A 21,367-nucleotide genomic window follows, 5' to 3' on the forward strand; every position below is an offset into this window, starting at 1 on the left:
CCGTGGCAATCTCCGGCAGCCGATCAGATCAGCAGCAGGCCTTTCATCGAGGCGTTGCCCTTGCGGCCGATGATGATGTGGTCGTGCACGGCGATGCCGAGGGGCTTCGCCGTATCGATGATCTGCTTGGTCATCTCGATATCGGCGCGCGACGGCGTCGGATCGCCGGACGGGTGATTGTGCACCAGGATGACGGCGCTGGCGGAGAGCTCGAGCGCGCGCTTCACCACCTCGCGCGGATAGACGGGCGTGTGGTCGACGGTGCCGGTCTGCTGCACCTCGTCGGCGATCAGCCCATTCTTCTTGTCGAGGAACAGAATGCGGAACTGCTCGCGGCTTTCGAAGGCCATGGCGGAGCGGCAATAGTCGAGCAGTTGCGTCCAGTTGGACAGCACCTCGCGACCGCGCACCTCGCCACGCGCCATGCGTTGCGCGGTTGCGGCGATGACTTTTAGATCGATTGCGACAGTCGGCCCGATGCCTTTGACTTCCTCGAGCAGCGATGCCGGCGCGCCGAGCACTTCGGCCAGCGAGCCGAAGCGGGCGATCAGCGCCTTGGCGATCGGCTTGGTGTCGACGCGCGGGATCAGCCGGAACAGCAGCAGCTCGAGCAGTTCGTAGTCAGGGAGGGCGTCCGGCCCGCCGGCGGCGAAGCGTTCGCGCAGACGATCGCGATGGCCGTGATAGTGCGGCTTTTCGATCGGTGCGGCCTTGGTGGGCCGCCGGACGGGCAGCTCGGCGAAAAATCCCCGCTCGTCGTCGCTGGTTTCCCCCATGGTCGCCCGCCCTTGGCCGGAAAGGCCCGGCAGAAGGAAACTGTAAGCCGACGGACCGGACGCAGTCGAGTTTTTTCGGCGCGAGCGCGAAATCCCTGCATCGGCCCGTCATAGTGGGCGCCTGCTCCAACGGCGATGGTTTGGAGGGGCCAGCATCCCAGGTGAGAGGAGGGTGCAACACGGCATCCTCCTCATGGCCAGTCAATGTCGGCAACCGGCTTTCGTCCCGCCATGTCAGAAGCGGTAGGTGACGCCTGTGCCAATCAGCCAGGGGTTGAGCTTGGCCTTGCCCGTCAAGTTCGTGCCGCCGACCGTGACGTCGAATTTCGGCTCCAGAAAGAGCTTCTTGACGTCGAAATTGACGCCCCAATGCTGATCCAGCATGTAATCGAACCCGACCTGCAGAGCGCCGCCGAACGTGTTCTTGACATGGAGGGCGTCAGCGCTGCCGGCATCCTGATTGTAGAAGATCGTGTAGTTCAGGCCGGCGCCGACATAGGGCTTGAAGGCGCCGAAATCGGTAAAGTGGTATTGCAGCGTGAGTGTCGGCGGGAGCACCCAGACCTTGCCGACCTTGCCCAACCCGCTGATCGTCCCCTCGCCGTGGATATTGGCGTAGGTGGTGCCGAGAATGAGTTCGGCGGCGACGTTGTCGGTGAAGTAGTAGGAAATGTCCAATTCCGGCGTCACGGTATCCGAATAGGAAAGATCGGAGCCGGGGATTCCGTTGACGTTGCCCTTGTCGTCCGTGATCACGCCCAAGGCGCGCAGGCGAATCTGCCAGGGACCCGATGCTGCTACAGGCGGCTCGTTCTGTGTCACGGATTGTATGTCCGCCGCCGTGGCCTGCTGCATCCCTGCCACGACAAGCGCTGCGGCAACTGCGATCCCCCGCCACTGCCCAACCCAGTTTCTCACCATAATATCTCTCCATGGAATTCAAATGCGGTGCGCTGCAGCAATGACAGCCTGGGAGAGATGCTCGGTTGATCCAGGTCAATGGTCGGATGAAGTAATTGGAGCTGCCTTCAATTCGACGTCGCCTGTAACAAAAATGCTACATGACGATCACGGCGGGTCGCTGTCCGGAACGACTCGAAGGAAGGGCCCTAGCGGGAGCTATGATGCGGCAAGTCGCCCTGGCCGCTCTTCCTCGAGCGCCAGATGCCCTTCGCGACTCCAAGGAGTCACGGGTCCGGTTCTCGGGGACGAACGTCAAGCGAGCGCCTAAAGCGCCAGCGGCAAGAAACCTAGGCCGGCAGGCCGGGACGGTCGAGCTTTTTCGGCGACAGCGTGAAGATCTCGCAGCCGGCGTCGGTGACGCCGATCGTGTGCTCGTATTGCGCCGACAGCGAGCGGTCGCGCGTGACCGCCGTCCAGCCGTCCGACAGGACCTTCACATGCGGGCGGCCGAGATTGATCATCGGCTCGACGGTGAAGATCATGCCGGGCCGCATCTCGACGCCTTCATTGACGGTGCCGTAATGCAGGATGTTCGGCGCGTCGTGGAAAAGCTGGCCGACGCCGTGGCCGCAGAAATCGCGCACCACCGAGCAGCGCTCGGCCTCGGCGTAGGTCTGGATCGCGGCGCCGATGGCGCCGGTGCGGGCGCCGGGCTTGATCGCGGCGATGCCGCGCATCAGGCATTCATAGGTCACTTCGAGCAGGCGCTCGGCGGCGCGCTTAATGGTGCCCACCGGATACATGCGCGAGGAATCGCCGTGCCAGCCGTCGAGGATATAGGTGACGTCGATGTTGACGATGTCGCCATCCTTCAGCGGCTTGTTGTCGGGAATGCCATGGCAGACGACATGATTGATCGAGGTGCAGGACGATTTGGTGTAGCCGCGATAATTGAGCGTCGCCGGCAATGCGCCGTGGTCCATGCCGAATTCGAAGACGAAGCGGTCGATGGTTTCCGTCGTCACGCCGGGCTTGACCATCGGCACCAGCTCGTCAAGGCAGCGCGCGGTGAGATCACAGGCCTTGCGCATGCCGGCAAAACCTTCCTCGCCATAGAGGCGGATCTGGCCGGTGTTTCGAAGGGGGGCCGTGGAGGCGTCGAGATAGGTAACCATTTTTGACCGTTTGCCGGCGTTGGCTTCAGAGGAAGCCGAGTGCCAGAATCTGCCCCAGATTTGGCACCGGAAGCCGCAAGGTTCAAGGACGAAGTGCGATTGCGCCGTCCATTGCGGCTTTCCTTCTGGCATTCCATGGGTTAGGGCCGGTTCTGGTATCTGGAGATCGGCTTGACGGCACCTGAATGCGAAAGATCGAAGCTGCTGCCGGTCAGGATCGCTTTTGCGGGCCTGATGGCGCTGCTGATGCTCGCGCTGCTGGGCTTCGCCCAGGCCGGAATCTCTGCATCGGCGGTCTCGCTCCAGGGTGGCTCCAGCATCAGCGCCGCTCGCCAGGGCGACACGATCGCGCTGCTCAGGACCTCCGGCAAGACGCAGGCGCTTGAGGTTCGGGCTAGCCGGCCGCTGCCCGTAAAGCTTGTCAGCGGCAATCCCGGCGCGCTGGCGCCCGCAGCCGATTTTCTGGTTATCGGCCAGGCGTTGCCACCCGAAATGGGTGTCACGCCCGCGGCGGGAACCGCAACGCCGTCGCGTACGAACCAGCCACGCGCGCCACCCGCCGCATAAGCCCCGGCCGCCGAGCGCGGCATCCAAATCAAAACACGTCTTCGCGTCGCGATCCAGCGACGGCCGCCGGCCGTCCGCCGGTTGCGTGCGCTTCAATACGGATTTTCTTCAATGCAACGCATCAAGACATTCAAGACACTCACCCGCGCGACCGCCGCGGCCTGCTTCCTGGCGGTTCAGGCGGTGATCTGCATCGGCACGGTCTACTGGGCCGTTGCCGCCATCCTTCGCATGGAAGGAACGGCGGCCATCGTGCTCGGCGCCATCTTCGCGCTGCCATCCGCTTATCTGCTGACGGTGGTTACCCGCATGGCCTATGACGCGGAGACCGATCCGGCCAATCAGTAGCGCCGACGATGTGGAATAAGAGCAAGGGCAGGGCGGTGTGGGTAGTGTCGCCCTGTCACCTAGCCTGCGCGGATTGGCCGGGCGCGCCGCCTGACGCATCCGTGAACCGATTGTTGATCGCACTGAGGTCACATTCCTGAGTCAGAAGGCCGCAAAAGCAACTTTTCACATCGAGCGGCGTTGCTGGGGCTGCGCTCGTTCGGGAGACAGGGAATGGACAGACTGCAATTCGAGGTGCCGGTGCGCATCACGCCCGCGCCCGGCCTGCCGGTCGAGGAGATCTACAGTGTCGAGCAGGCGCTCGATTTCCTGCAGGACTGGCCGAAGCGCAGGCAGGGCAAGATCTACGAAGCCGCCTTCAATGCCTGCTTCGGGGCGACGGTCGATGTGGCCAGCACCGAGGAAGCCTGCCGGGCGTTCGCAACCTTCTGCCGCGTCAGCGGATTGCTGGCGAGGGACGCGATGTTTCCCGGCAAGCGCAGAGCAGGGACGCATCGCGAGGCGCGCGCCTGAGTCTCTATTTCATCCAGGTCTTTCTCTGAAGATCGCGTCGTCGGGCGACATGCATAAGGCGTCGATCGCAGCTGGTTCAGCCGCCGAACGACACGCCTCGGTAGCGCATTCCCACCTGCACGCCGCGCACGATCACGCGCGACAGGATTTCCATATCCAGCGGCATTTGCGGACGCCACACGTCGAGCAGAAGAGCGACGCGCGGCTGATCCGAGTTGTTCATGACTTCGTGCTCGAACGTGTCGTCCCACAGCATGCACTCGCCGTCGGCGATGCGCCTTTCCTCATGGTTGATCATCATGATCGTTGCCGGGCGGCCGTCCGGCTGTTTGGGGATGGCGAGCCCGAGGTGAAAGCGCATGATGCCGCGGAATGGTCCGCGGTGCGGCGGGATATGCTTGCGCGGGGCGAGGAAGGAGACGGCCGCCGACTTGACCTCGGGGCATTCGGTGAGCAGCCGGGTCAGAACCGGCATCCGCGCGAGATTCTCCGGCACCGTCATGTCGTAGGCCTTGAGCACGAACATACGCCAGTCGAGCCCGTCATTGGCAGAGATATCGGCCTGCTCCGGCATGATGTCGTGGAAACGCGGCGCCTTGTTCAGCTTTGCCGCCAGCGCTTCATCGCGGATGTCCTGCCAGGCGGCGGCGAACTTAGCCGCATTGGGAAAATGCGTGCCGGCATCAAGAATGGCCGGCGCATCTATGCGCTTTTCATAGATACGGCGAACCAGATTGGTTCCGAGATCGTAGGCGCCTGTCATCTCATTACCTCAACGAGGCTGTTATATAGTGGGATATTATTTGCGGGCGTCGCTCACGGAGATTTGTTCGGGCCGGCGGATAGACCGCACGGCTCGCCGGTCATTGCGTCTTTGATGCCAGCCGCGGACCGGTGCGGACATCTATGATTTCGGGTCTGGCCGTGTCGATCGCGCCGTTCCAGCCACCGCCAAGCGCCTTGTTCAAGGCTATGTAATCGGTGGCGATCGAGACGCGGCTTTGCAGGACGGAATCGTCGGCGGAATAGGCTGAGCGTTCGGCATCGAGCACGTCGAGGAGGCTGGTCTCGCCAGCCTTGTAGAGCGTTCTTTCAAGCCGCGCGGCATCGCCGTAGGATTCGCGGAGGAGGCGAGCTTGCCGTTCCTGATGCGCTCCTGCGACAGCGAAACGGTGGCGTTTTCAACGTCTTCCAGCGCCGTCAGCACGGCGGCCTTGTAGGCGACGAAATACTGGTCGCGCTGGGCCTTGGCGACGTCGACGGCCGCCTGCAATTGGCCGCCATTGAACAATGGCACGCTGAGGGTGGGGCCAAAGGACCAGCCGATGGTGGAGTTCTTGCCGAGATCGCCGAGCTTGAGGGATGTGGTGCTGATGTCGCCGGTCAGGCTGACGCCCGGATAGCGCGCCGCCTCGGCCTGGCCGATCTTGGCGGTGGACTGTGCATACTGCCGCTCGGCCATGCGCACATCCGGACGGGCGAGCAGGATGTCGGCCGGGATGCCGGTCGGGATCGGCAGGCGGGGCGCTGGGATCGGCGTTGCGTGCCTCAAGCGCTCGTTGAGGGCCGCTGGCGGCCGCCCGGTCAGCACGGAAAGGCGATGCACGGCCTCGGCATAGCTGGCCTCCAGGCTCGGAACGCCGGCTTCCGTGCCGCTGGCCTGTCCTTCCGCCTTGGCTACGTCCGCCGCGGTCGCCGAGCCGGCCAAGGCCATCGTGCGGGTGAGCTGGGCGGTTTGCCGCTGCGATGCGGCAGAGCGCCGGGCAAGCGCTATGCGGGCCTGATAGCCGCGTGCCTGGACATAGTTGGAGGCGACATCGCCGACCAAGGTCAGTAAGGTCGAGCGCAGGCTTTCCTCGGAAGCGTCCAAGCCGTAGCTGGCGGCCTCGACGCTGCGGCGGTTGGCGCCGAAGAGGTCGAGTTCCCAGCTGGCATCGAAGCCTGCCTGATACTGGTCATAGGTTGTGCCGGTTGCCGTGCCCGAGCTGGTTGCTGTGGACCTATTGCGGGTGGCCGAGGCCGAACCGTTGGCGGATGGGAGCAACGTGCCTACCGACTGGCGGTAGCTTGCCCGCGCCTCGCGGATCTTGGCCTTGGCGGTGGCGACGTCGAGATTGCCGGCGACCGCCTCCGCGACGAGCGCGTTCAACTCGGGATCGCGCAGGCGCTGCCACCATTGCGACAGCTGCGCCGGCTTTGCCGGCCTTGCCGCCTTCTGCCCGCTCCAGCTTGCCGGCATCGCCAGCAGTGGCTTCTGGTAATCCGGACCGACAACGCATCCCGAGAGCAGGGCCGCGGCAAACGCGGGCAAAAAGAACCCCTTCGCGGTCGCGAGACCGCGTTCAAAACCTGGCATGGAAAAAACCTCTATTCTTGAGTGGCTGTGGCTGGGGTCCCGCCTGAATTCTCGTTGGCTGCCTTGCCCTTGAAGATGCGGCGCACTGTGACGAAGAGAAGCGGCACCATGAAGACGCCGATCACGGTCGCCGCGATCATGCCGCCCATGACACCGATGCCGACCGAGTTCTGCGCGCCCGAGCCCGCGCCGCTGGCGATCGCCAGAGGCGTGACGCCGAGGATGAAGGCCAGCGATGTCATCAGGATCGGCCGCAGGCGTTGCCGCGCCGCTTCGAGCGTTGCCTCGACCAGCCCCATGCCGGCAGACTGCCGCTCGATGGCGAACTCGACGATGAGGATGGCGTTCTTGGCCGCCAGACCGATCGTGGTGAGCAGGCCGACCTTGAAATAGACGTCATTGGTCTGGCCGAAGAGAGTGGCCGCCGCCAGGGCGCCGAAGATGCCGATCGGCACCGACAGCATCACCGCGAACGGGATCGACCAGCTTTCGTAAAGCGCGGCAAGGCACAGGAACACGACCAGCGCCGAAATCGCGTAGAGCGACATCGCCTGGTTGCCGGAAAGCCTCTCCTGGTGCGACAGGCCGGTCCATTCATGCGAATATCCGGCGGGTAGTTGCGCGACCAATTTGTCGATCTCGTCCATCGCCGCGCCGGAGCTTTGGCCTGCGGCCGCGGCGCCCTGGATCTCGACCGCCGCCGAGCCGTTGTAGCGTTCGAGGCGGGGCGAACCGTAGGTCCAGTGGCTGGAGGCGAAGGCCGAGAACGGCACCATGGCGCCGCCGGAATTGCGGACCTGCCATTTGTCGAGATCTTCCGGCTGCATACGGAAATCCGCGCCCGACTGCAGATAGACCGGCTTCACTCGTCCGCGCTCGATGAAGTCGTTGACGTAATCGCTGCCCCAGGCGGTCGACAGCGTGTTGTTGATGTCGGCGAGGCTGATGCCGAGCGCGCTGGCCTTTTCCTGGTCGATATCGATCGAGAATTGCGGCTGGTCCTCCTGGCCGTTGGGGCGCGTGTTGGCAAGTAGCTTGCTCTTTGCAGCCAGACCCAGAAGCTGGTTGCGCGTCTGGATCAGCGCCTCATGGCCGGCGCCGTTGACATCCTGGAGGTAGAAATCGAAGCCGTTGGTGTTGCCGAAACCCTGGATGGCGGGTGGGGCCAGCGCGAAGACCTGGGCATCCCTGATCTTGGAGAAGGCGCCCATGGCGCGGCCGGCGACCGCAGACACGGACAGAGCCGAGGTCTTGCGCTGGTCGAAATCCTTCATCCGCACGAAGGCGATGCCGACATTCTGCCCGGCGCCGCCGAAGCCGAAACCGGAAGCCGTGAACACGCCTTCGACCGCGTCCTTCTCTTCGTTGAGATAGTGGTTGGTCACCTCAGCCAGCACGCGCTCCGTGCGGTCCTGCGTCGCGCCGACCGGCAGTGAAGCGCTGGTGATCAGAATGCCCTGGTCCTCGTCCGGCAGGAACGAGCTCGGCAGCCGGGCGAACATCCAGCCCATGGCGATGACGATGGCCAGGAACACGGCGAGGAAGCGCCAGGAGCGGTTGATGATGCCGTGCGAGCCGGCGCGGTAGGCGATAGTGCCGCGATCGAACATGCGGTTGAACCAGCCGAACGGACCCCTTTGCGTCGCATGGTCCTTGGCCGGGCGCAGGATGGTGGCGCAGAGCGCCGGCGTCAGCACCAGTGCCACCAGCACCGAGAGCACCATTGCCGAGACGATGGTGACGGAGAATTGCCGGTAGATGATGCCGGTGGAGCCGCCGAAGAAGGCCATCGGCACGAAGACTGCCGACAGCACGGTGGCGATGCCGATCAGCGCGCCGGTGATCTCGTTCATCGATTTGCGCGTCGCTTCCTTCGGCGGCAGGCCTTCCTCCTGCATGACGCGCTCGACATTCTCGACCACGACGATGGCGTCGTCGACCAACAGGCCGATGGCGAGCACCATGGCGAACATGGTGAGCGTGTTGATCGAATAGCCGAAGAAGGAGAGCACGCCGAATGTGCCGAGCAGCACCACCGGCACGGCGATCGTCGGGATGATGGTGGCGCGCAGGTTCTGCAGGAAAAGCAGCATCACCAAAAACACCAGCACGATCGCTTCGGCCAGCGTCTTCACCACTTCCTCGATCGACAGCCGCACGAAGGGCGAGGTGTCGTACGGGTAGACGACCTCGACGCCTTGCGGAAAGGTCGAGCTCAGGCGATTGATCGTCGTGCGCACCGCTTCCGCGGTGCTGATCGCATTGGCGCCGGTCGCCAGGCTGACGGCGACGCCGGCGGCCGGCTTGCCGTTATAATGGGCCTGGGTGGTGTAGCTTTCGGCGCCGATCTCGACCTTGGCGACATCGTTCAGCCGCACCAGCGAGCCGTCGGTATTGCTCTTCAGGATGATGTTGCGGAACTGCTCGGCGGTCTGTAGCCGGCTCTTCGCCGTTACGGTGGCGTTGAGCTGTTGGCCCTTGCGCGCCGGCAACCCGCCGAGCTGGCCGGCCGAGACCTGCGTGTTCTGCGCCTCGACGGCCGTGGCGACATCGCTCGGCATCAGCGAATATTGCGCTAGTTTGTCCGGGTCGAGCCAGATGCGCATGGCATAGCCAGAGCCGAAGAGCTGTGTCGAGCCGACGCCTTCGACGCGCTTCAGCGTGTCGTTGATGGTTGAGTCGACATAGTCCGCGAGGTCGGTCGAGTTCATCTTGCCGTCGCTGGAGACGAAGCCGATGACCATCAGGAAGCCGGTCGAGGATTTGGAGACGGTGATGCCGTTGTTCTGGACGACCTGCGGCAGCTGCGACTGCACGAGCTGCAGCTTGTTCTGCGTCTGCACCTGGGCGGTGTCCGCGTTGGCGCCGCTGGTGAAGGTCAGCGTGATCGAGGCCTGTCCGGTCGAGGTCGACGTCGCCGTCATGTAATCGAGGTTGTCGATGCCGGTCATGCCCTGCTCGATGACCTTGGTCACCGAGTTCTCGACGGTCTGGGCATCGGCGCCGGGATAGCTGGCGCTGATGTTCACGGTGGTCGGAGCGATCTGCGGGTATTGCGAGATCGGCAGCGACTGCAGCGCCAAGAGGCCGCCCAGCATGATCACGATGGCGATCACCCAGGCGAAGATCGGCCGGTTGATGAAGAATCCCGACATCGCTTCAGTTCCCGGTTGCGCCAGAGGACGGCTGCTTCGCGGCACCGGCGGCGTTGCCGCCGGCGGCGGTCGCCGAGGCGGAGCTCTGCTCGCGGTCCTTGATCTCGCCTGTCGTTTCGTCGATCGTCACCTCGACCGCTGTCGCGTCGCCTCCGGCGCGCACCAGCTGCAGGCCCTCGACGATGACTCGGTCGCCGTCGCCGACGCCGGAATCCACCAGCCAATTGTTGCCGACGCTGTTGCGCACGCTGAGCACGCGCTGCTCGACCTTGCCCTGGGCGTTGACGACCATGGCCGTCGCCTGGCCCTTGGGGTCGCGGGTGACGCCGCGCTGCGGCACCAGGAAGCTGTTTTGGGCGACGCCTTCCTCGACGATGGCGCGCACATACATGCCAGGCAAGAGCAGGCGGTCGGGATTGGGGAACTGGGCTCTGAGCGCAAAGGTGCCGGTCGACTGGTCGACATTGGCGCCGGCGAACTCCAGCTTGCCGTTCTGCGCGTAGATGGTGCCGTTGTCGAGCTTCAGCTTGACGCTGACATTGGTCCCGCTGAATTTCAGCCGGCCTTCGTTGATCGCCTGGCGCAGATTGAGCAGGTTGGTGCTGGACTGCGTGACGTCGACATTGATCTGATCGAGCGAGCGAATGGTGGTCAGCACCGTTTCCTGGTTGGCGGTGACCAATGCTCCCGGCGTCAATGTCGATTTGTCGATGCGGCCGGCGATCGGCGCGGTGATCGAGGTGCGGTCGAGGCTGATCTTCGCGGTTTCGACGCTGGCCTTGGCCGCTGCGACGTCGGCCTGCGCCTGCGCCAGCGTCGCGGCGGCATCATCGTAATCCTGCTTCGAGACGACGTTCTGCTTCAGCAGCCCGGCATAGCGGTCGAACTTGGCCTGGGCGGTGGGCACCGCGGCTTCAGCCTTCTGCTGCGTCGCGACGGCGCTGTCATAGGCGGCCTGATAGCTCACCGGGTCGATGAGGTAGAGCGGCTGCCCCGCCACCACCTCCGCGCCTTCCTGGAACAGCCGCTGTCGGATGATGCCGTCGACCTGCGGGCGCACCTCGGCGATGAGCGAGGCGGCCGTTCGTCCCGGCAGCTCGGCGGTGATCGCGACCGATTGCGGATGCAGCGTCACGACGCCGACCTCGGGCCTGCCGGCACCCCCCATGCCGGCCGGCACCTGGCTCTTCTCCTGCGAGCAGGCTGCCAACAGAAGCGTGGCGTACAGGAATCCCGCCCAGGGAGACAGGCGGCGTAGCCTTGCCGGCGATGGAGAACGATCAGGTTGGGTATGCATTGGCTGGATTTTTCCCTGGAGTTGTGGTCCTCGCCCGGCCGTCCGCGCCGGGCGGTTCGACCAACAGCTTGCCCAGGTGACGGGCGAGGAAATGCTGGATGTCGTCCATGAAGGTATAAACGACCGGCACGTAGACGAGGCTGAGTACGGTCGAGGAGATGAGCCCGCCGATCACGGCGATCGCCATCGGCGCACGCGTCTCGGCGTCGGCGCCGATGCCAAGCGCGATCGGCAGCATGCCGGCGCCCATGGCGATCGATGTCATGACGATGGGCCTGGCCCGCTTGCGGATGGCGTCGAGCAGTGCCTCGAAGCGGCTCATGCCGTGCTCCTTCTCGGCGACCAGGGCATATTCGACAAGCAGGATCGAGTTCTTGGCCGTGATGCCCATCAGCATGAGTATGCCGATCAACGGCGAGATGCCAAGCGCCTTGCCGGTAATGAGCAGGAAGCCCAGCGCGCCGCCGACCGAGAGCGGCAACACGACCAGGATGGTCACCGGCTGCACGAAGCTGCGGAAGAGCAACACCAGCGTCAGGTACATCAGGATGATGCCCGCGGCGATTGCGGTGGCGAAGCCGGAAAAAAGCTCCTGCATGCGTTGGGCATCGCCGCGCGCCAGTTCATGCACGCCCTGCGGCAGGCTTTTCATCGCGGGCAGGGCGCGGATGGCTTCGGCCGCTTGGCCGAGCGTCAGGCCGGAAAGATCGGCCTCGACCGTGGCGCTGCGGCTTCTGTCGACACGCGTGATGCTGTTTGGGCCGGCGTTGAAGCCGATATCGGCGACTGCGCCAAGCGGAACCACGCCCTTGGTGCCGGTCAGCGGCAGCATAGCGAGCTTTGCCGGATCATCGATGGCGCCGTCCGGCACGGTGACGATGATCGAGACCTGACGGTCGCCGAGATTGAATTTCGCCAGGCTGGTGTCGGTGTCGCCGATGGTGGCGATCTTGACCGTAGCGGCGATCTCGGTCGGCGTGACGCCGAGCTCGGCTGCCTTGGCGCTGTCGGGCCGCACGATGAGCTCGGGCTTGGTGGTGGCCGCGGTCGATGTCGGATTGATCAGCCCGGGAACCGATTTCATCGCGTCGATCAGCGCATCGCTGGCCTTTTCGAGGGCTTCGCCATCGTCGCCGACTAGCGTGATCGACACCTTGGCGCCGGAGAAGCCGTCGGCGCCGAACTGGATGCGGGCGCCGGGAATGCCGTTTAGCTTCGGCGAGGCCTCGGCCTCGAATTGCTGCTGGCTCATCGTCCGCTCGGCGCGCGGCTTCAGGTTGACCGTGACGGTCGCCGTCCGCACTTCAGCCGAGCTCGAGCTTTGGCTGGGTCCGCCGCCCGAAGAAGCAGCTGTGCCGATCGTGGCAAACACGCTTTCGACGGCCGGCTCCTTCTCCAGCCGTCTGGTGATGTCCTGCACCACCGCCGTGGTCTGCTCGATGGTGGAGCCGGGCTGCAGCTCGACCGAGATCATCGAGCGACCGCGGTCGGCCGCCGCCATGAACTCGGTCGGCAGATGTGTCGCCAGCATCATCGAGCCGGCGAAGAAGGCAATGCCGGCGAGAAGCGTGATCCAACGGTGGTCGAGCGCCTTGCGCAGCAGCCACAGATAGGTCGGCACCCAGGCAGGCGTATCGTCCTCGTCATGGCCACCGGCGCGCACCAGATAGGCGCCCATCAGCGGAGTGAGCATGCGCGCCACCAGGAGCGAGAACAGCACCGAGACGCAAACGGCGACGGCGAAGGAGAAGAAGAACTTGCCGGGAACGCCGGGCATGAAGGCCACGGGGAGGAACACGGCGACGATGGTGGCGGTGGTCGCCACAACGGCGAGACCGATCTCGTCCGCCGCTTCGATTGCCGCCTGGTAGGCGCTGATGCCGGTCTGGCGCATGTGGCGCACGATGTTCTCGATCTCGACGATGGCGTCGTCGACCAGGATGCCGACAACCAGCGACAGCGCCAGCAAAGTGATGTTGTTGAGCGAGATGTCGAAGGCCGCCATCACCGCGAAGGTCGGGATCAGCGACAGCGGCATCGCCACCGCCGACACCAGCGTCGCCCTGATATCGCGCAGGAACAGCCAGACCACGCCGATGGCGAGCACGGCGCCGAGCCATAAGGCTTCGAAGGCGGCGTCGTAGCTTTCCTGGACGAAGCCTGACGAGGAGGTTACTTCTGTGAATTTTGCCGCCGTGGTCTTGGCGCCCATGTCGGCGATGGCGGCGCGGGCGGCCTTGACCACGTCGATCTCGCTCGAGCCCACCGATCTGTAGACATTGAAGGCGACGACCCGCCGGCCGTCGAGATAGGCCGCCTGGCGCGGCTTTTCCCAGCTGTCGACGACGGTGCCGAGGTCGGACAGCTTGACGTCGCCGGCGCCGCTCAGCGCGATGCGGGTATCGGCCAGCACCTCGACGGTCGTTGCGCTGGCGAGCGTGCGCACCGACTGCTCCTGGCCGCCGATATTGGCGCGGCCGCCGGGCTGGTTGACGTTGTTGGAGGCCAGCGTCTGGCTGACGTCGCCGGCGCTGATGCCGAGAGCGGCGAGCCGGTCGGGGTCGAGCTCGACGCGGATGACGCGGTCGACGCCGCCGGAACGGGTGATCTTGGAGACGCCGTCGACACCGAGCAGGACCTTGGCGACGTCATTGTCGATGTACCAGCTCAGCGCGTCGGGCGACATGGTCGGCGCCTCGACGACGAAGGTCAGCACCGAATTGCCGGTTGCGTTGACTTTGGCCACGACCGGCGTCTGGGCCGCGGCCGGCAGGCTGGACTGCACGCCGGAGACGGCGTTGCGGACATCGTTGGTGGCGGTCTCGGGATCGGTGCCGAGGGTGAATTCGATGGCGGTGACGGACGAGCCCTCGCTGATCGAGGTCGAGACGTCGTCGACGCCTTCGAGGGTCGCGACCGTGTTCTCGATAACGCGCGCGACCTGGACTTCCATTTCGCTCGGAGCCGCGCCCGGCTGCGCCACCGTGACGGTGACGGTCGGCAGGTCGATGTCGGGCATATTGTTGGTGCGCAGCTGCATGAAGCCGTAGACGCCGGCAATGCCGAGCGACAGGAACAGCACGATGGTCGGAACCGGATTGCGGATCGACCACGAGGAGATGGCGTTCATTGTGCGGGCTCCGCCGTGCTTGCGGCGTCGGCAGCCTTCGTCTCGTCGGCGGCGACGCGCACGAGGTTGCCGTCGTTCAGGAAGCCGGCGCCGGCGACGACGACGCGGTCGCTTTCCGACAAGCCGTTTTCGATGGCTACCCGGCCGTTCTGGCGCGTGCCGGTTGCAACGGGATGCGCGCCGACCTTGCCTTGATCGTCGACGACGAACACGGCCGGCTTGCCGTCATGCCAGACCAAAGCCGTTTCGGCGATGGTCAGTTGCCGGGACGACGCCGTCTCGATCGTGACGCGGGCGAACATGCCGGGCTTAAGGCCCGAGCCTTCGCCGACGGTGACATAGACGGTGGCAAGGCGCGTGGTCGAATTGACGGTTTCCGCAATCGAGGAAATGTTGCCGGAAAAGGCGCGGCCGGATGCGTCGACGATGTTCGCCGGCTGACCGGCCGAGATTGCCGCCAGGTCCTTTTCAGGGACAAGCACACCGACCTCCAGCCTGCCGTCACGGACGATCTTCATCAGCTCGGTGCCGGCCTGGACGATGGAGCCTGCCACGGCCGGCTTGCTGGAGACGATGCCGTCGAACGGGGCGCGGATGGTCGTCCTGTCGAGCTGGGCCTGCAGCCGCTGAGCGGCGGCCTCTGCCTGGTCGACACTGGCCTTGCCGGTCTTGACGGCGGTCGCCTTGTCCTCGGCGGTTTCAGCGCTGACGGCGTTGCTGGCGAGCAGCCTGTCGGCGCGCGCGGCGGCCGACAACGCAGAGTCGAGCGTCGCCTGCGCCTGAGCGACGGCTGCCTTCTGCTCGGCGAGCTGGGCCTTGAGGAGCGAGTCATCCAACCTCGCGACGACATCGCCGGCCTTCACATGATCGCCCTCGGCCATCAGGACTTCGGTCAGGCGCAGGCCGCTCTCTTCGGCGCCGATCGTCGCTTCCTGCCATGCAGCCACCGTGCCGGTCGCGCTGACCGACGATGTCACCGTCTGGGCGACCACCTTCTCCACCGAAACGGTGAGCGTCGCTGCCGGCGCAGGCGTCTGCGTCGCCGGCTCGGGCGTGGCGCGGCCATAAGCCTTGAGCGCTGCGACGGCGGCCAGCGCGACCAGCAATGCCAGCAGAAGAAGATGTCTTTTACGCAATTTTGCGGTCATCGTTTTTGACATTGGACGAGGCGATCGGAAGCGACAGCCGATAGCCTGCGAAGTTCAACCGGATCGCATCCTCGATCGACGTGGGCGCCGCGGCTGGCTGCGAAGCCTGCCGGCCGACCCGCAGGCCCGGGGCAACAGACACGATCAGGCGCAGCATAATCAGCGCTTCCCACATGGTGCTCTCCTCGCCTCGCGCATCCAGCGGCGGTGCGAGGCATCTCAGTTGCAAGAAGAGAACCGGCCGGCCCTTGAACGGGTGGGTCAGAGGGCCGGCCGGCGCAGCCGGTCAGAGTTGCTCGCCACTCCGGGGTAGGGGTGGAGGGAGCTGTCCGTGATCAGGCAGACCTCCGGGACCGGCTGCATCCGGCGGATTGCCCCATGGAACGGGGGGTGGCCATGCGGCCGGTCCGCCGAAGCGAGGATTTCGAGCTGTTCGGGCGTCAGCTTGGCGCGCAGCACCCCGATGGCGTCCTTGAGTTTGGCGGCGGAAGCGGCGCGTTTGGTCACCTCGTCGGCCAGCTTTTCCTGGAAGGCGAAGGGATCGCGCTTTGCCTGATCCGGCTCGCCACCGGCGGCGGCGTCAGGCCCGCGGCCGGGCGGGGCGAAATCGGGCCGCGGCGGTGGCGCCAGCACCGCCTGCAGCGCGCTGGTATAGTCGCGCCAGGCATCGAGCTGCTCGGAGCGGATGCCGATCCGGGTCTCGAGCGCAGCGAGCCGGGCAGCGAGAAATTCGGGCGGCGGACCCATGTGACGCGGGCCGAAGTCTTCCGGGCCTTGACGCATCGCCCAGCGCTGACCGGGCCACGGCTTCATCGGGCCGGGGCCAGCATCGTCTTGCCGGCCGATTGCCGGCGGCTCGCCCGCGGGTGCAGCGCCGGGCTCCGGCTGGGCAGCGAGCACCGGGTGGACGGCCGCGACCGAGAACAGGCCGAGCGCCAGAAGTCTGCTTCGCATGACATGATCCTTTCCTGCGTGCTTCGGATGCCGGGAGGATAGGAAGCCTCTTTTGCCGCATTGCTTCGGCGCATTGCCGAAGGTTTCCAGAAAAAGGAGATTTGTTTCCGAATGTTTCCGGCGGGGTCTTGGAAACGTTCCGTTGCAATTTTCCATGCCGCTTGGCGGCGTCGCTCCCTATAATCAGGAACGAAAAGGCAAGCGGGCGAAGAATGCAGGCACAACCCCACATCCTCGTCGTGGACGACGATCGCGAGATTAGGACGCTGCTTGGGCGCTATCTCGACGGGCAGGGCTTTCGCGTGTCGGTGGCGGCGGACCGGCGCGAATGCGAGCAGAAGCTCGGCTCCGGCCAGTTCGACCTGATCGTGCTCGACGTCATGCTGCCGGACGGCTCCGGTCTCGACATCTGCCGGAGCCTGCGCGATCGCAAGCCGCACATTCCGGTCATCCTGCTGACGGCGCTGAAGGAAGATGTCGACCGTATCATCGGCCTGGAGCTCGGCGCCGACGACTATCTCGGCAAGCCGTTCAACCCGCGCGAGCTTTCGGCCCGCATCCGCGCGGTGCTCAGGCGCTCGGCGCCGGAAGAAGCCGCCCCGCCCAAGGTCCGCGTCTATCATTTCGCCGGTTACAGCCTGGAGCCGGACACGCGAAAGGTGATGGATGCCGATGGCGCCCTGGTCGACCTGACCGGCGCGGAGTTCGATCTGCTGCAGGTCTTTCTCGATCGGCCGGGACGGCTTTTGTCGCGCGACCAGCTGCTCGATCTGACGCAAGGGCGCGAGCGCGAGCCGCTCGACCGGTCCGTCGACGTGCTGATGAGCCGGCTGCGGCGGAAATTCGCCGAAGCGGGCGAGGAGGCATTGTTCAAGACCGTGCGCAATGGCGGCTATCAACTGACGGCACGGGTCGAGACTGCGGAGACCGAAGCGTGACTTCGCTGCGCCGGCGGCTGATCATCCTTTTGGTCGCGTCGATCCTGGGCGTGGTCGGGCTTGCCACCTTTGTCGCCGTCAAGGTGCTCGGCGGGCCGTCGCCGGAGCTGACGATGGGGCCGCTGGCGCACCAGATCCAGTATATGATGCAATTGGTTCCAGGCCACGTGCCGAGCAGCGGCGATGCGCCGGTGACGATCAGCGATCGTCCGGCGTCCGGGTTCGAGGACCGCAAGCACACACGCGTGCTGAACGACATGCTGCGCCAGAACGGTCTCGATGTTTCGGCGGTCGTCAGCCGCAGGGCCGAGCAACCCGGGATGATCGCCTCGGTCGCTTTGCCTGACCATCGCTGGATGATCGTCGATGTTCCCGACGTGGGCCCGCCGCGCGATGTCTGGTACGGGTTCGCCGGCTGGATGGCGCTGATCGTGCTCGGCGCGACCCCGGTGTCGATCTATTTCACCGGCGTGCTGGTTCGGCCGCTGGAAATGCTGGAATCCGCCGTCAGCAAGATCGGCTCGGATGGCATGCTGGCGACTTTACCGGAGAAAGGTTCGGCCGAGGTGAGGGCCACCGCCCATGCGCTCAACGAGCTGTCGGCTCGATTGAAGACGGCGATGGAAAGCCGCATGCGGCTGGTGGCCGCCGCCGGCCATGATCTCAGGACCCCGATGACCAGGATGCGGCTCCGCGCCGAATTCCTCGAGGAGGATCGCGAGAAATGGCTGAGCGACCTCGACGAGCTCGACCGTATCGCCGACAGCGCCATCCGCCTGGTGCGCGAAGAGGTCAACCACGACGCGGTCGAGCCGGTGGAACTGGACCGGATAGTCCGCGATATCGAGGTCGAGATGGTCTCGCTCGGCCATGCGGTGACGATCGACCATCTCGACCATGTGTTCGTCAAGGCCGGCGCGCTCGGCTTGCGCCGCGCGCTGCGCAACCTGATCGTCAACGCCGCCACGCATGGCAAGAGCTGCACCATCGCGCTTGCGCGGCGAGGCGGCCAGGCGGTTCTCACCATCGCCGACCGCGGCGCCGGCATCCCGCCGGACCTGTTGAACAAGGCCTTCGAGCCGTTCTTCCGGGTCAATCCGGCGCGCACGCAGTTCATCCCGGGCGCGGGGCTGGGTCTCGCCATCGCCAAGGAGATCATCGAGCGCTATGGCGGCTCGATCACGCTGGAGAACCGGCCGGGGGGAGGGCTGCTGCAGACAGTGGTTTTTGCAACAGCCTGACCTCGGACGTCATTTGTCCTCGGGCAATTCCAGGGATTGGGCGCGGGGTTTCAACTGCTTTCATGGCTTCGCTCGCTGCATCGTGACCGCGCCACCGTTGCGGAGCGGCATCGCACGATGCGAATTTGGCGATACGATGTTTTGCGAGGATGCGACCATGCCCATAGGCAAGATTGCGTTTTGCGCGGCAGCGATGATCGTTGCCGCTACAAATTTCGCCGATGCACGACCCGACACGCGCACCATGACCTGCGCGCAGACCCAGGCGCTGATCCAGAGCCGGCATGCGGTGGTGCTGACCACCGGGGCGAACACCTATGAGCGCTATGTCCGCCAGTTCGGCAATGAGTGCGATGCTCCCTACGTGCCGATGGTTGACTATGTTCCGACCCGTGACGGGCAGTGCATGGTCTATCGCTGCGAAGAGCCGGCGCCGATGGTTCCGGATTGATCGGAGGCTGCCGCTTCGCTCTGCGGGATGGCCGCTGCCTTTTCTGATCGTCAACCCGCGCGGGCTCGAGCAACGGCATGCGGTTCGCCACAGAGCCCGCGCTGCCTCTCACTTGACCTTCTTGATCTCCGGGCCTGACGGCTGGTCGGTCGCTGGAGCCGGCGTGCAGTCCTGCCCCTTGCACTCCAAAGCGGGGTCGTTCCTCGGCGGCAGGCAGTTCTGTCCCTCGCAGTGAACGGGCGGCAGCTGTTGCGCCGCGTCGCCGTTCGACTGAGCGGGCTGATCCTCGGCGCGGACGGGCTGCAGTCCGGTCAGGCCGGTCACTGCCGCGCATAAGAGAACTGTCCGAAGCAGGTTCATCCGCGCCTCCATGGCGAGGCAGAACTCTACACCGTCTGATCGCTGCCAACATGCGTCACCCAACAACGCCGTTAATGACGCGTTTCGGCCCGGTGAGCGCGAGGTGCCGGATTCGGCCGTTCAGGGAGGATAAGACTGGTACGCCCAAGGGGAATCGAACCCCTGTTACCGCCGTGAAAGGGCGGTGTCCTAACCGCTAGACGATGGGCGCGCTCAGACGAAGCGGCTTATAATTGCGTTGTCGCCAACCGGCAACCCATCTGCCGCCACATGCGACAACTTTTTTCAAAAGGCTGCAAAAGCCGGCTTTTCGGGGCAGGGCAGGGTTGCGGCCGCATTCGGTCACGCACCTCTGGAGATTGGCTGGGAGGCCAGTCGCGGTCGTCATTCCATGGCGGAGCAAGGAGCGAAGCGACGCGTGCAGACCATAGAATCCATTCCGTGACGCTGACGTATCGCATCGGTGCAGAATCTGCGCCGCTCTACCCTACGGTTGAGGTAACGGCATGGATCCTCGGGTCTGCGCGTCCGCTTCGCTCCTGCCCCGCCCGTGGATGACGAAGTTCAGTAAGCTTCAGCCAATCGCGAACGTCGCTGACGGTTTGTCGAAACAAACGACGGCGTCGGCGGTGATCGGCTCTCAATCGGTCAACCCGGCTATGCGCACTGGGCAAAGCCGAGTATCAGCCGTCCTCGCCGCCGCCGCTGCGGCGACGGCAGCGCCAGTTCCAGTCGCGCTCGGGACCGACGTCGATATGGACGGATTCGGTGTGGCAGTAGGTGCCGACGCCGCCGCGGCCGGGCATCGAGCGGACGTAGCTCGCCAGTTCCCACTTCGAGACGCCGGGCAACTGGATGTCGGCGGCGGCGCAGTACATGTGCAGCGAGTTCTTGGCGCCGTTGGCGCGGCGGTTGCGCGAGGGATCGCGGTAGCCGGAGGTGACGACCATCTTGCGGCCGAAATGGCCCTCGATCGTCTTCAGCACCCGCACCAGCGACGGCTTGAGGCAGGCGACGTCGACGCTTTCGTTCTGCTTCAGAAGGCCGTTGGGCGCGAGCCTTGCCATGCCGGCGGCCGAGGCCACCTGGTAGGAACCGCCGCCGCCCTCATCCTCGTTGAGGTCGACGTCGCTCTCGTCGTCAATGCCGGACTTGCGCTTGATCTCGAACAGCGCGGTCTGGCGCACGCCGGGAAGGGCATCGGCGCCGGTGATGTGGTAGCTCGGGTCGTCGAGCGAGGCGAGCTGTACCGGCTTCGCGGCGGGCGTCGCGGAGGCCAGCTCAACAATCGGCTTGGCGGGGGCGGCCGCGGCGGTTGCGGTCTTGGCCTGCGCCGCCGGTTGGTCGCTGGAGCGCGAATTGATCAGCGGCGCGGGCGCGGCCGAGGCCGGCGTGGTGCTGAACAGCGAGGCAAACAGGCCCTTCTTCGGCGCGGCGACCTGCGGCTGCGCCGGCCCGCCCGCGGTCACATAGACGCCGTTGCTCATGGCCTGCGTGGTCGCCTGCGCCTTCGACGCAATGGCGGCGGCATCGCCGGCGGCCACCTGCTGGGAGACGCCTTGTGTCTGTTCCGCCGTCTGCGCCGGCTGAACCAGCGGTTGCGGTGTGTTGCCGGCAATCGCGGCGGCGCCCGCGGGCACGGCGACGTCAGGGAAGGCGGCTTGCGGTCGCGTCTCCGGCACATAGGCGACCTTCTCGGGCAAAGGCGTGTCGCCTTCGCTCATCACGGTCGCTGCCGCATCGGTGGTCGCGGATGCCGTCTGAGCCGACGAATCGGCGGCTGTTGCCGTCTTGGTGCCGGATGTCGCGCTCATTTCGGTGGCGGTTGAATTGTAGGCGGGCGAAACGACCGACATCGTCGGGTCGCCGGTCGACGTGCAGGAGGCCAGAAGCACGGGGAAAAGCGCTGCCGCGATGCTGCGGCTTTCCCTTCGCCCGAGACGCCAACCTACTGATTTCAAAACAAATTCCCCCTCAGCATCCGGTCGGTTCGTCATCGCCGTGCCACTCCAGCATCGCGCCGCGATAACCCTCCTGTTCCCAACCGGAAACGGG

Annotated in this window: 17 protein-coding genes, 1 tRNA gene and 2 pseudogenes; 6 read left to right on the forward strand and 14 right to left on the reverse strand. The window is 65.3% G+C overall.

The features are described 5' to 3' along the window. Positions 1-23 precede the first annotated feature (23 nt). The 3 genes from radC to map form a co-directional block, all read right to left on the reverse strand. Positions 24-776 (reverse strand): DNA repair protein RadC, encoded by a 753-nt coding sequence (gene radC, locus EJ072_RS28540; protein WP_126082323.1) that lies wholly within the window; start codon positions 774-776, stop codon positions 24-26. Positions 777-1,010: 234 nt separating this feature from the next. Then, positions 1,011-1,697 (reverse strand): OmpW family protein, encoded by a 687-nt coding sequence (locus EJ072_RS28545; RefSeq protein ID WP_126082324.1) that lies wholly within the window; start codon positions 1,695-1,697, stop codon positions 1,011-1,013. Positions 1,698-2,026: 329 nt separating this feature from the next. Next, complete coding sequence (gene map, locus EJ072_RS28550) at positions 2,027-2,854, reverse strand: type I methionyl aminopeptidase (RefSeq protein WP_126082325.1); 828 nt, start codon at positions 2,852-2,854, stop codon at positions 2,027-2,029. Between the two features lie 171 nt (positions 2,855-3,025). Between map and EJ072_RS28555 the strand changes: the two genes are divergently transcribed. From EJ072_RS28555 to EJ072_RS28565, 3 genes are all read left to right on the forward strand, one after another. Further along, a complete protein-coding gene (locus tag EJ072_RS28555) occupies positions 3,026-3,421 on the forward strand; it encodes a hypothetical protein (RefSeq protein WP_126082326.1) in 396 nt (131 codons plus the stop codon). Positions 3,422-3,532: 111 nt separating this feature from the next. After that, positions 3,533-3,769, forward strand: coding sequence for a hypothetical protein (locus EJ072_RS28560; RefSeq protein ID WP_126082327.1), 237 nt, complete (start codon positions 3,533-3,535; stop codon positions 3,767-3,769). 213 nt (positions 3,770-3,982) lie between these two features. Beyond that, positions 3,983-4,282, forward strand: a complete 300-nt coding sequence (locus EJ072_RS28565) for a DUF982 domain-containing protein (RefSeq protein WP_126082328.1) — start codon at positions 3,983-3,985, stop codon at positions 4,280-4,282. Positions 4,283-4,358: 76 nt separating this feature from the next. Here the strand turns inward: EJ072_RS28565 and EJ072_RS28570 are convergent, their stop codons facing one another. The 8 genes and pseudogenes from EJ072_RS28570 to EJ072_RS28605 all read right to left on the reverse strand — a co-directional run bounded on the left by EJ072_RS28570 (position 4,359) and on the right by EJ072_RS28605 (position 16,322). After that, the gene (locus EJ072_RS28570) at positions 4,359-5,045 is read right to left on the reverse strand and encodes an aspartyl/asparaginyl beta-hydroxylase domain-containing protein (RefSeq protein WP_126082329.1); all 687 of its coding nucleotides are present in this window, start codon (positions 5,043-5,045) and stop codon (positions 4,359-4,361) included. Between the two features lie 100 nt (positions 5,046-5,145). Then, positions 5,146-6,638: pseudogene (locus EJ072_RS28575) on the reverse strand (efflux transporter outer membrane subunit). 11 nt (positions 6,639-6,649) lie between these two features. Continuing rightward, the gene (locus EJ072_RS28580) at positions 6,650-9,793 is read right to left on the reverse strand and encodes an efflux RND transporter permease subunit (RefSeq protein WP_126082330.1); all 3,144 of its coding nucleotides are present in this window, start codon (positions 9,791-9,793) and stop codon (positions 6,650-6,652) included. Between the two features lie 4 nt (positions 9,794-9,797). Then, on the reverse strand, positions 9,798-11,090 hold the full coding sequence (locus EJ072_RS28585; protein ID WP_126082331.1) for an efflux RND transporter periplasmic adaptor subunit: 1,293 nt from the start codon (positions 11,088-11,090) through the stop codon (positions 9,798-9,800). Next, positions 11,074-14,220, reverse strand: a complete 3,147-nt coding sequence (locus tag EJ072_RS28590; protein WP_245467029.1) for an efflux RND transporter permease subunit — start codon at positions 14,218-14,220, stop codon at positions 11,074-11,076. The genes EJ072_RS28585 and EJ072_RS28590 overlap by 17 nt, the downstream gene beginning before the upstream one ends. Continuing rightward, positions 14,217-15,356, reverse strand: coding sequence for an efflux RND transporter periplasmic adaptor subunit (locus EJ072_RS28595; RefSeq protein ID WP_189343114.1), 1,140 nt, complete (start codon positions 15,354-15,356; stop codon positions 14,217-14,219). Before EJ072_RS28595 ends, EJ072_RS28590 begins: the two co-directional genes overlap by 4 nt. Beyond that, entirely contained in the window at positions 15,349-15,543 is a 195-nt protein-coding gene (locus EJ072_RS28600; protein ID WP_126082333.1) for a hypothetical protein, read from the reverse strand. Before EJ072_RS28600 ends, EJ072_RS28595 begins: the two co-directional genes overlap by 8 nt. A 111-nt stretch (positions 15,544-15,654) precedes the next feature. Then, positions 15,655-16,322 (reverse strand): annotated as a pseudogene (locus EJ072_RS28605) (hypothetical protein). Between the two features lie 212 nt (positions 16,323-16,534). Between EJ072_RS28605 and EJ072_RS28610 the strand changes: the two are divergent. The 3 genes from EJ072_RS28610 (at position 16,535) to EJ072_RS28620 (ending at position 18,952) form a co-directional block, all read left to right on the forward strand. Beyond that, positions 16,535-17,260: a response regulator gene (locus EJ072_RS28610; protein WP_126082334.1), complete on the forward strand. Its 726-nt coding sequence runs from the start codon at positions 16,535-16,537 to the stop codon at positions 17,258-17,260. Continuing rightward, on the forward strand, positions 17,257-18,501 hold the full coding sequence (locus EJ072_RS28615) for an ATP-binding protein (RefSeq protein ID WP_126082335.1): 1,245 nt from the start codon (positions 17,257-17,259) through the stop codon (positions 18,499-18,501). Before EJ072_RS28610 ends, EJ072_RS28615 begins: the two co-directional genes overlap by 4 nt. A gap of 157 nt (positions 18,502-18,658) precedes the next feature. Beyond that, positions 18,659-18,952 (forward strand): hypothetical protein, encoded by a 294-nt coding sequence (locus EJ072_RS28620; RefSeq protein ID WP_126064633.1) that lies wholly within the window; start codon positions 18,659-18,661, stop codon positions 18,950-18,952. Positions 18,953-19,060: 108 nt separating this feature from the next. Here EJ072_RS28620 and EJ072_RS28625 read toward each other — a convergent pair whose 3' ends face one another. From EJ072_RS28625 to EJ072_RS28635, 3 genes are all read right to left on the reverse strand, one after another. Beyond that, entirely contained in the window at positions 19,061-19,312 is a 252-nt protein-coding gene (locus EJ072_RS28625; protein ID WP_126082336.1) for a hypothetical protein, read from the reverse strand. Between the two features lie 136 nt (positions 19,313-19,448). Next, positions 19,449-19,523, reverse strand: a tRNA-Glu gene (locus EJ072_RS28630). 472 nt (positions 19,524-19,995) lie between these two features. Further along, complete coding sequence (locus EJ072_RS28635) at positions 19,996-21,168, reverse strand: YcbK family protein (protein WP_245467385.1); 1,173 nt, start codon at positions 21,166-21,168, stop codon at positions 19,996-19,998. Positions 21,169-21,367 lie beyond the last annotated feature (199 nt).

The sequence above is a fragment of the Mesorhizobium sp. M2A.F.Ca.ET.046.03.2.1 genome (assembly GCF_003952425.1).
Classification (GTDB): domain Bacteria; phylum Pseudomonadota; class Alphaproteobacteria; order Rhizobiales; family Rhizobiaceae; genus Mesorhizobium.

Bases quoted from the DNA above. Each gene is read 5' to 3' on its own strand.
- radC (WP_126082323.1), bottom strand. From the start codon at position 776: ATGGGGGAAACCAGCGACGACGAGCGGGGATTTTTCGCCGAGCTGCCC.
- EJ072_RS28545 (WP_126082324.1), bottom strand. From the start codon at position 1,697: ATGGTGAGAAACTGGGTTGGGCAGTGGCGGGGGATCGCAGTTGCCGCA.
- map (WP_126082325.1), bottom strand. From the start codon at position 2,854: ATGGTTACCTATCTCGACGCCTCCACGGCCCCCCTTCGAAACACCGGC.
- EJ072_RS28560 (WP_126082327.1), top strand. From the start codon at position 3,533: ATGCAACGCATCAAGACATTCAAGACACTCACCCGCGCGACCGCCGCG.
- EJ072_RS28565 (WP_126082328.1), top strand. From the start codon at position 3,983: ATGGACAGACTGCAATTCGAGGTGCCGGTGCGCATCACGCCCGCGCCC.
- EJ072_RS28570 (WP_126082329.1), bottom strand. From the start codon at position 5,045: ATGACAGGCGCCTACGATCTCGGAACCAATCTGGTTCGCCGTATCTAT.
- EJ072_RS28580 (WP_126082330.1), bottom strand. From the start codon at position 9,793: ATGTCGGGATTCTTCATCAACCGGCCGATCTTCGCCTGGGTGATCGCC.
- EJ072_RS28585 (WP_126082331.1), bottom strand. From the start codon at position 11,090: ATGCATACCCAACCTGATCGTTCTCCATCGCCGGCAAGGCTACGCCGC.
- EJ072_RS28590 (WP_245467029.1), bottom strand. From the start codon at position 14,220: ATGAACGCCATCTCCTCGTGGTCGATCCGCAATCCGGTTCCGACCATC.
- EJ072_RS28600 (WP_126082333.1), bottom strand. From the start codon at position 15,543: ATGTGGGAAGCGCTGATTATGCTGCGCCTGATCGTGTCTGTTGCCCCG.
- EJ072_RS28610 (WP_126082334.1), top strand. From the start codon at position 16,535: ATGCAGGCACAACCCCACATCCTCGTCGTGGACGACGATCGCGAGATT.
- EJ072_RS28620 (WP_126064633.1), top strand. From the start codon at position 18,659: ATGCCCATAGGCAAGATTGCGTTTTGCGCGGCAGCGATGATCGTTGCC.
- EJ072_RS28625 (WP_126082336.1), bottom strand. From the start codon at position 19,312: ATGAACCTGCTTCGGACAGTTCTCTTATGCGCGGCAGTGACCGGCCTG.
- EJ072_RS28635 (WP_245467385.1), bottom strand. From the start codon at position 21,168: ATGTCGGTCGTTTCGCCCGCCTACAATTCAACCGCCACCGAAATGAGC.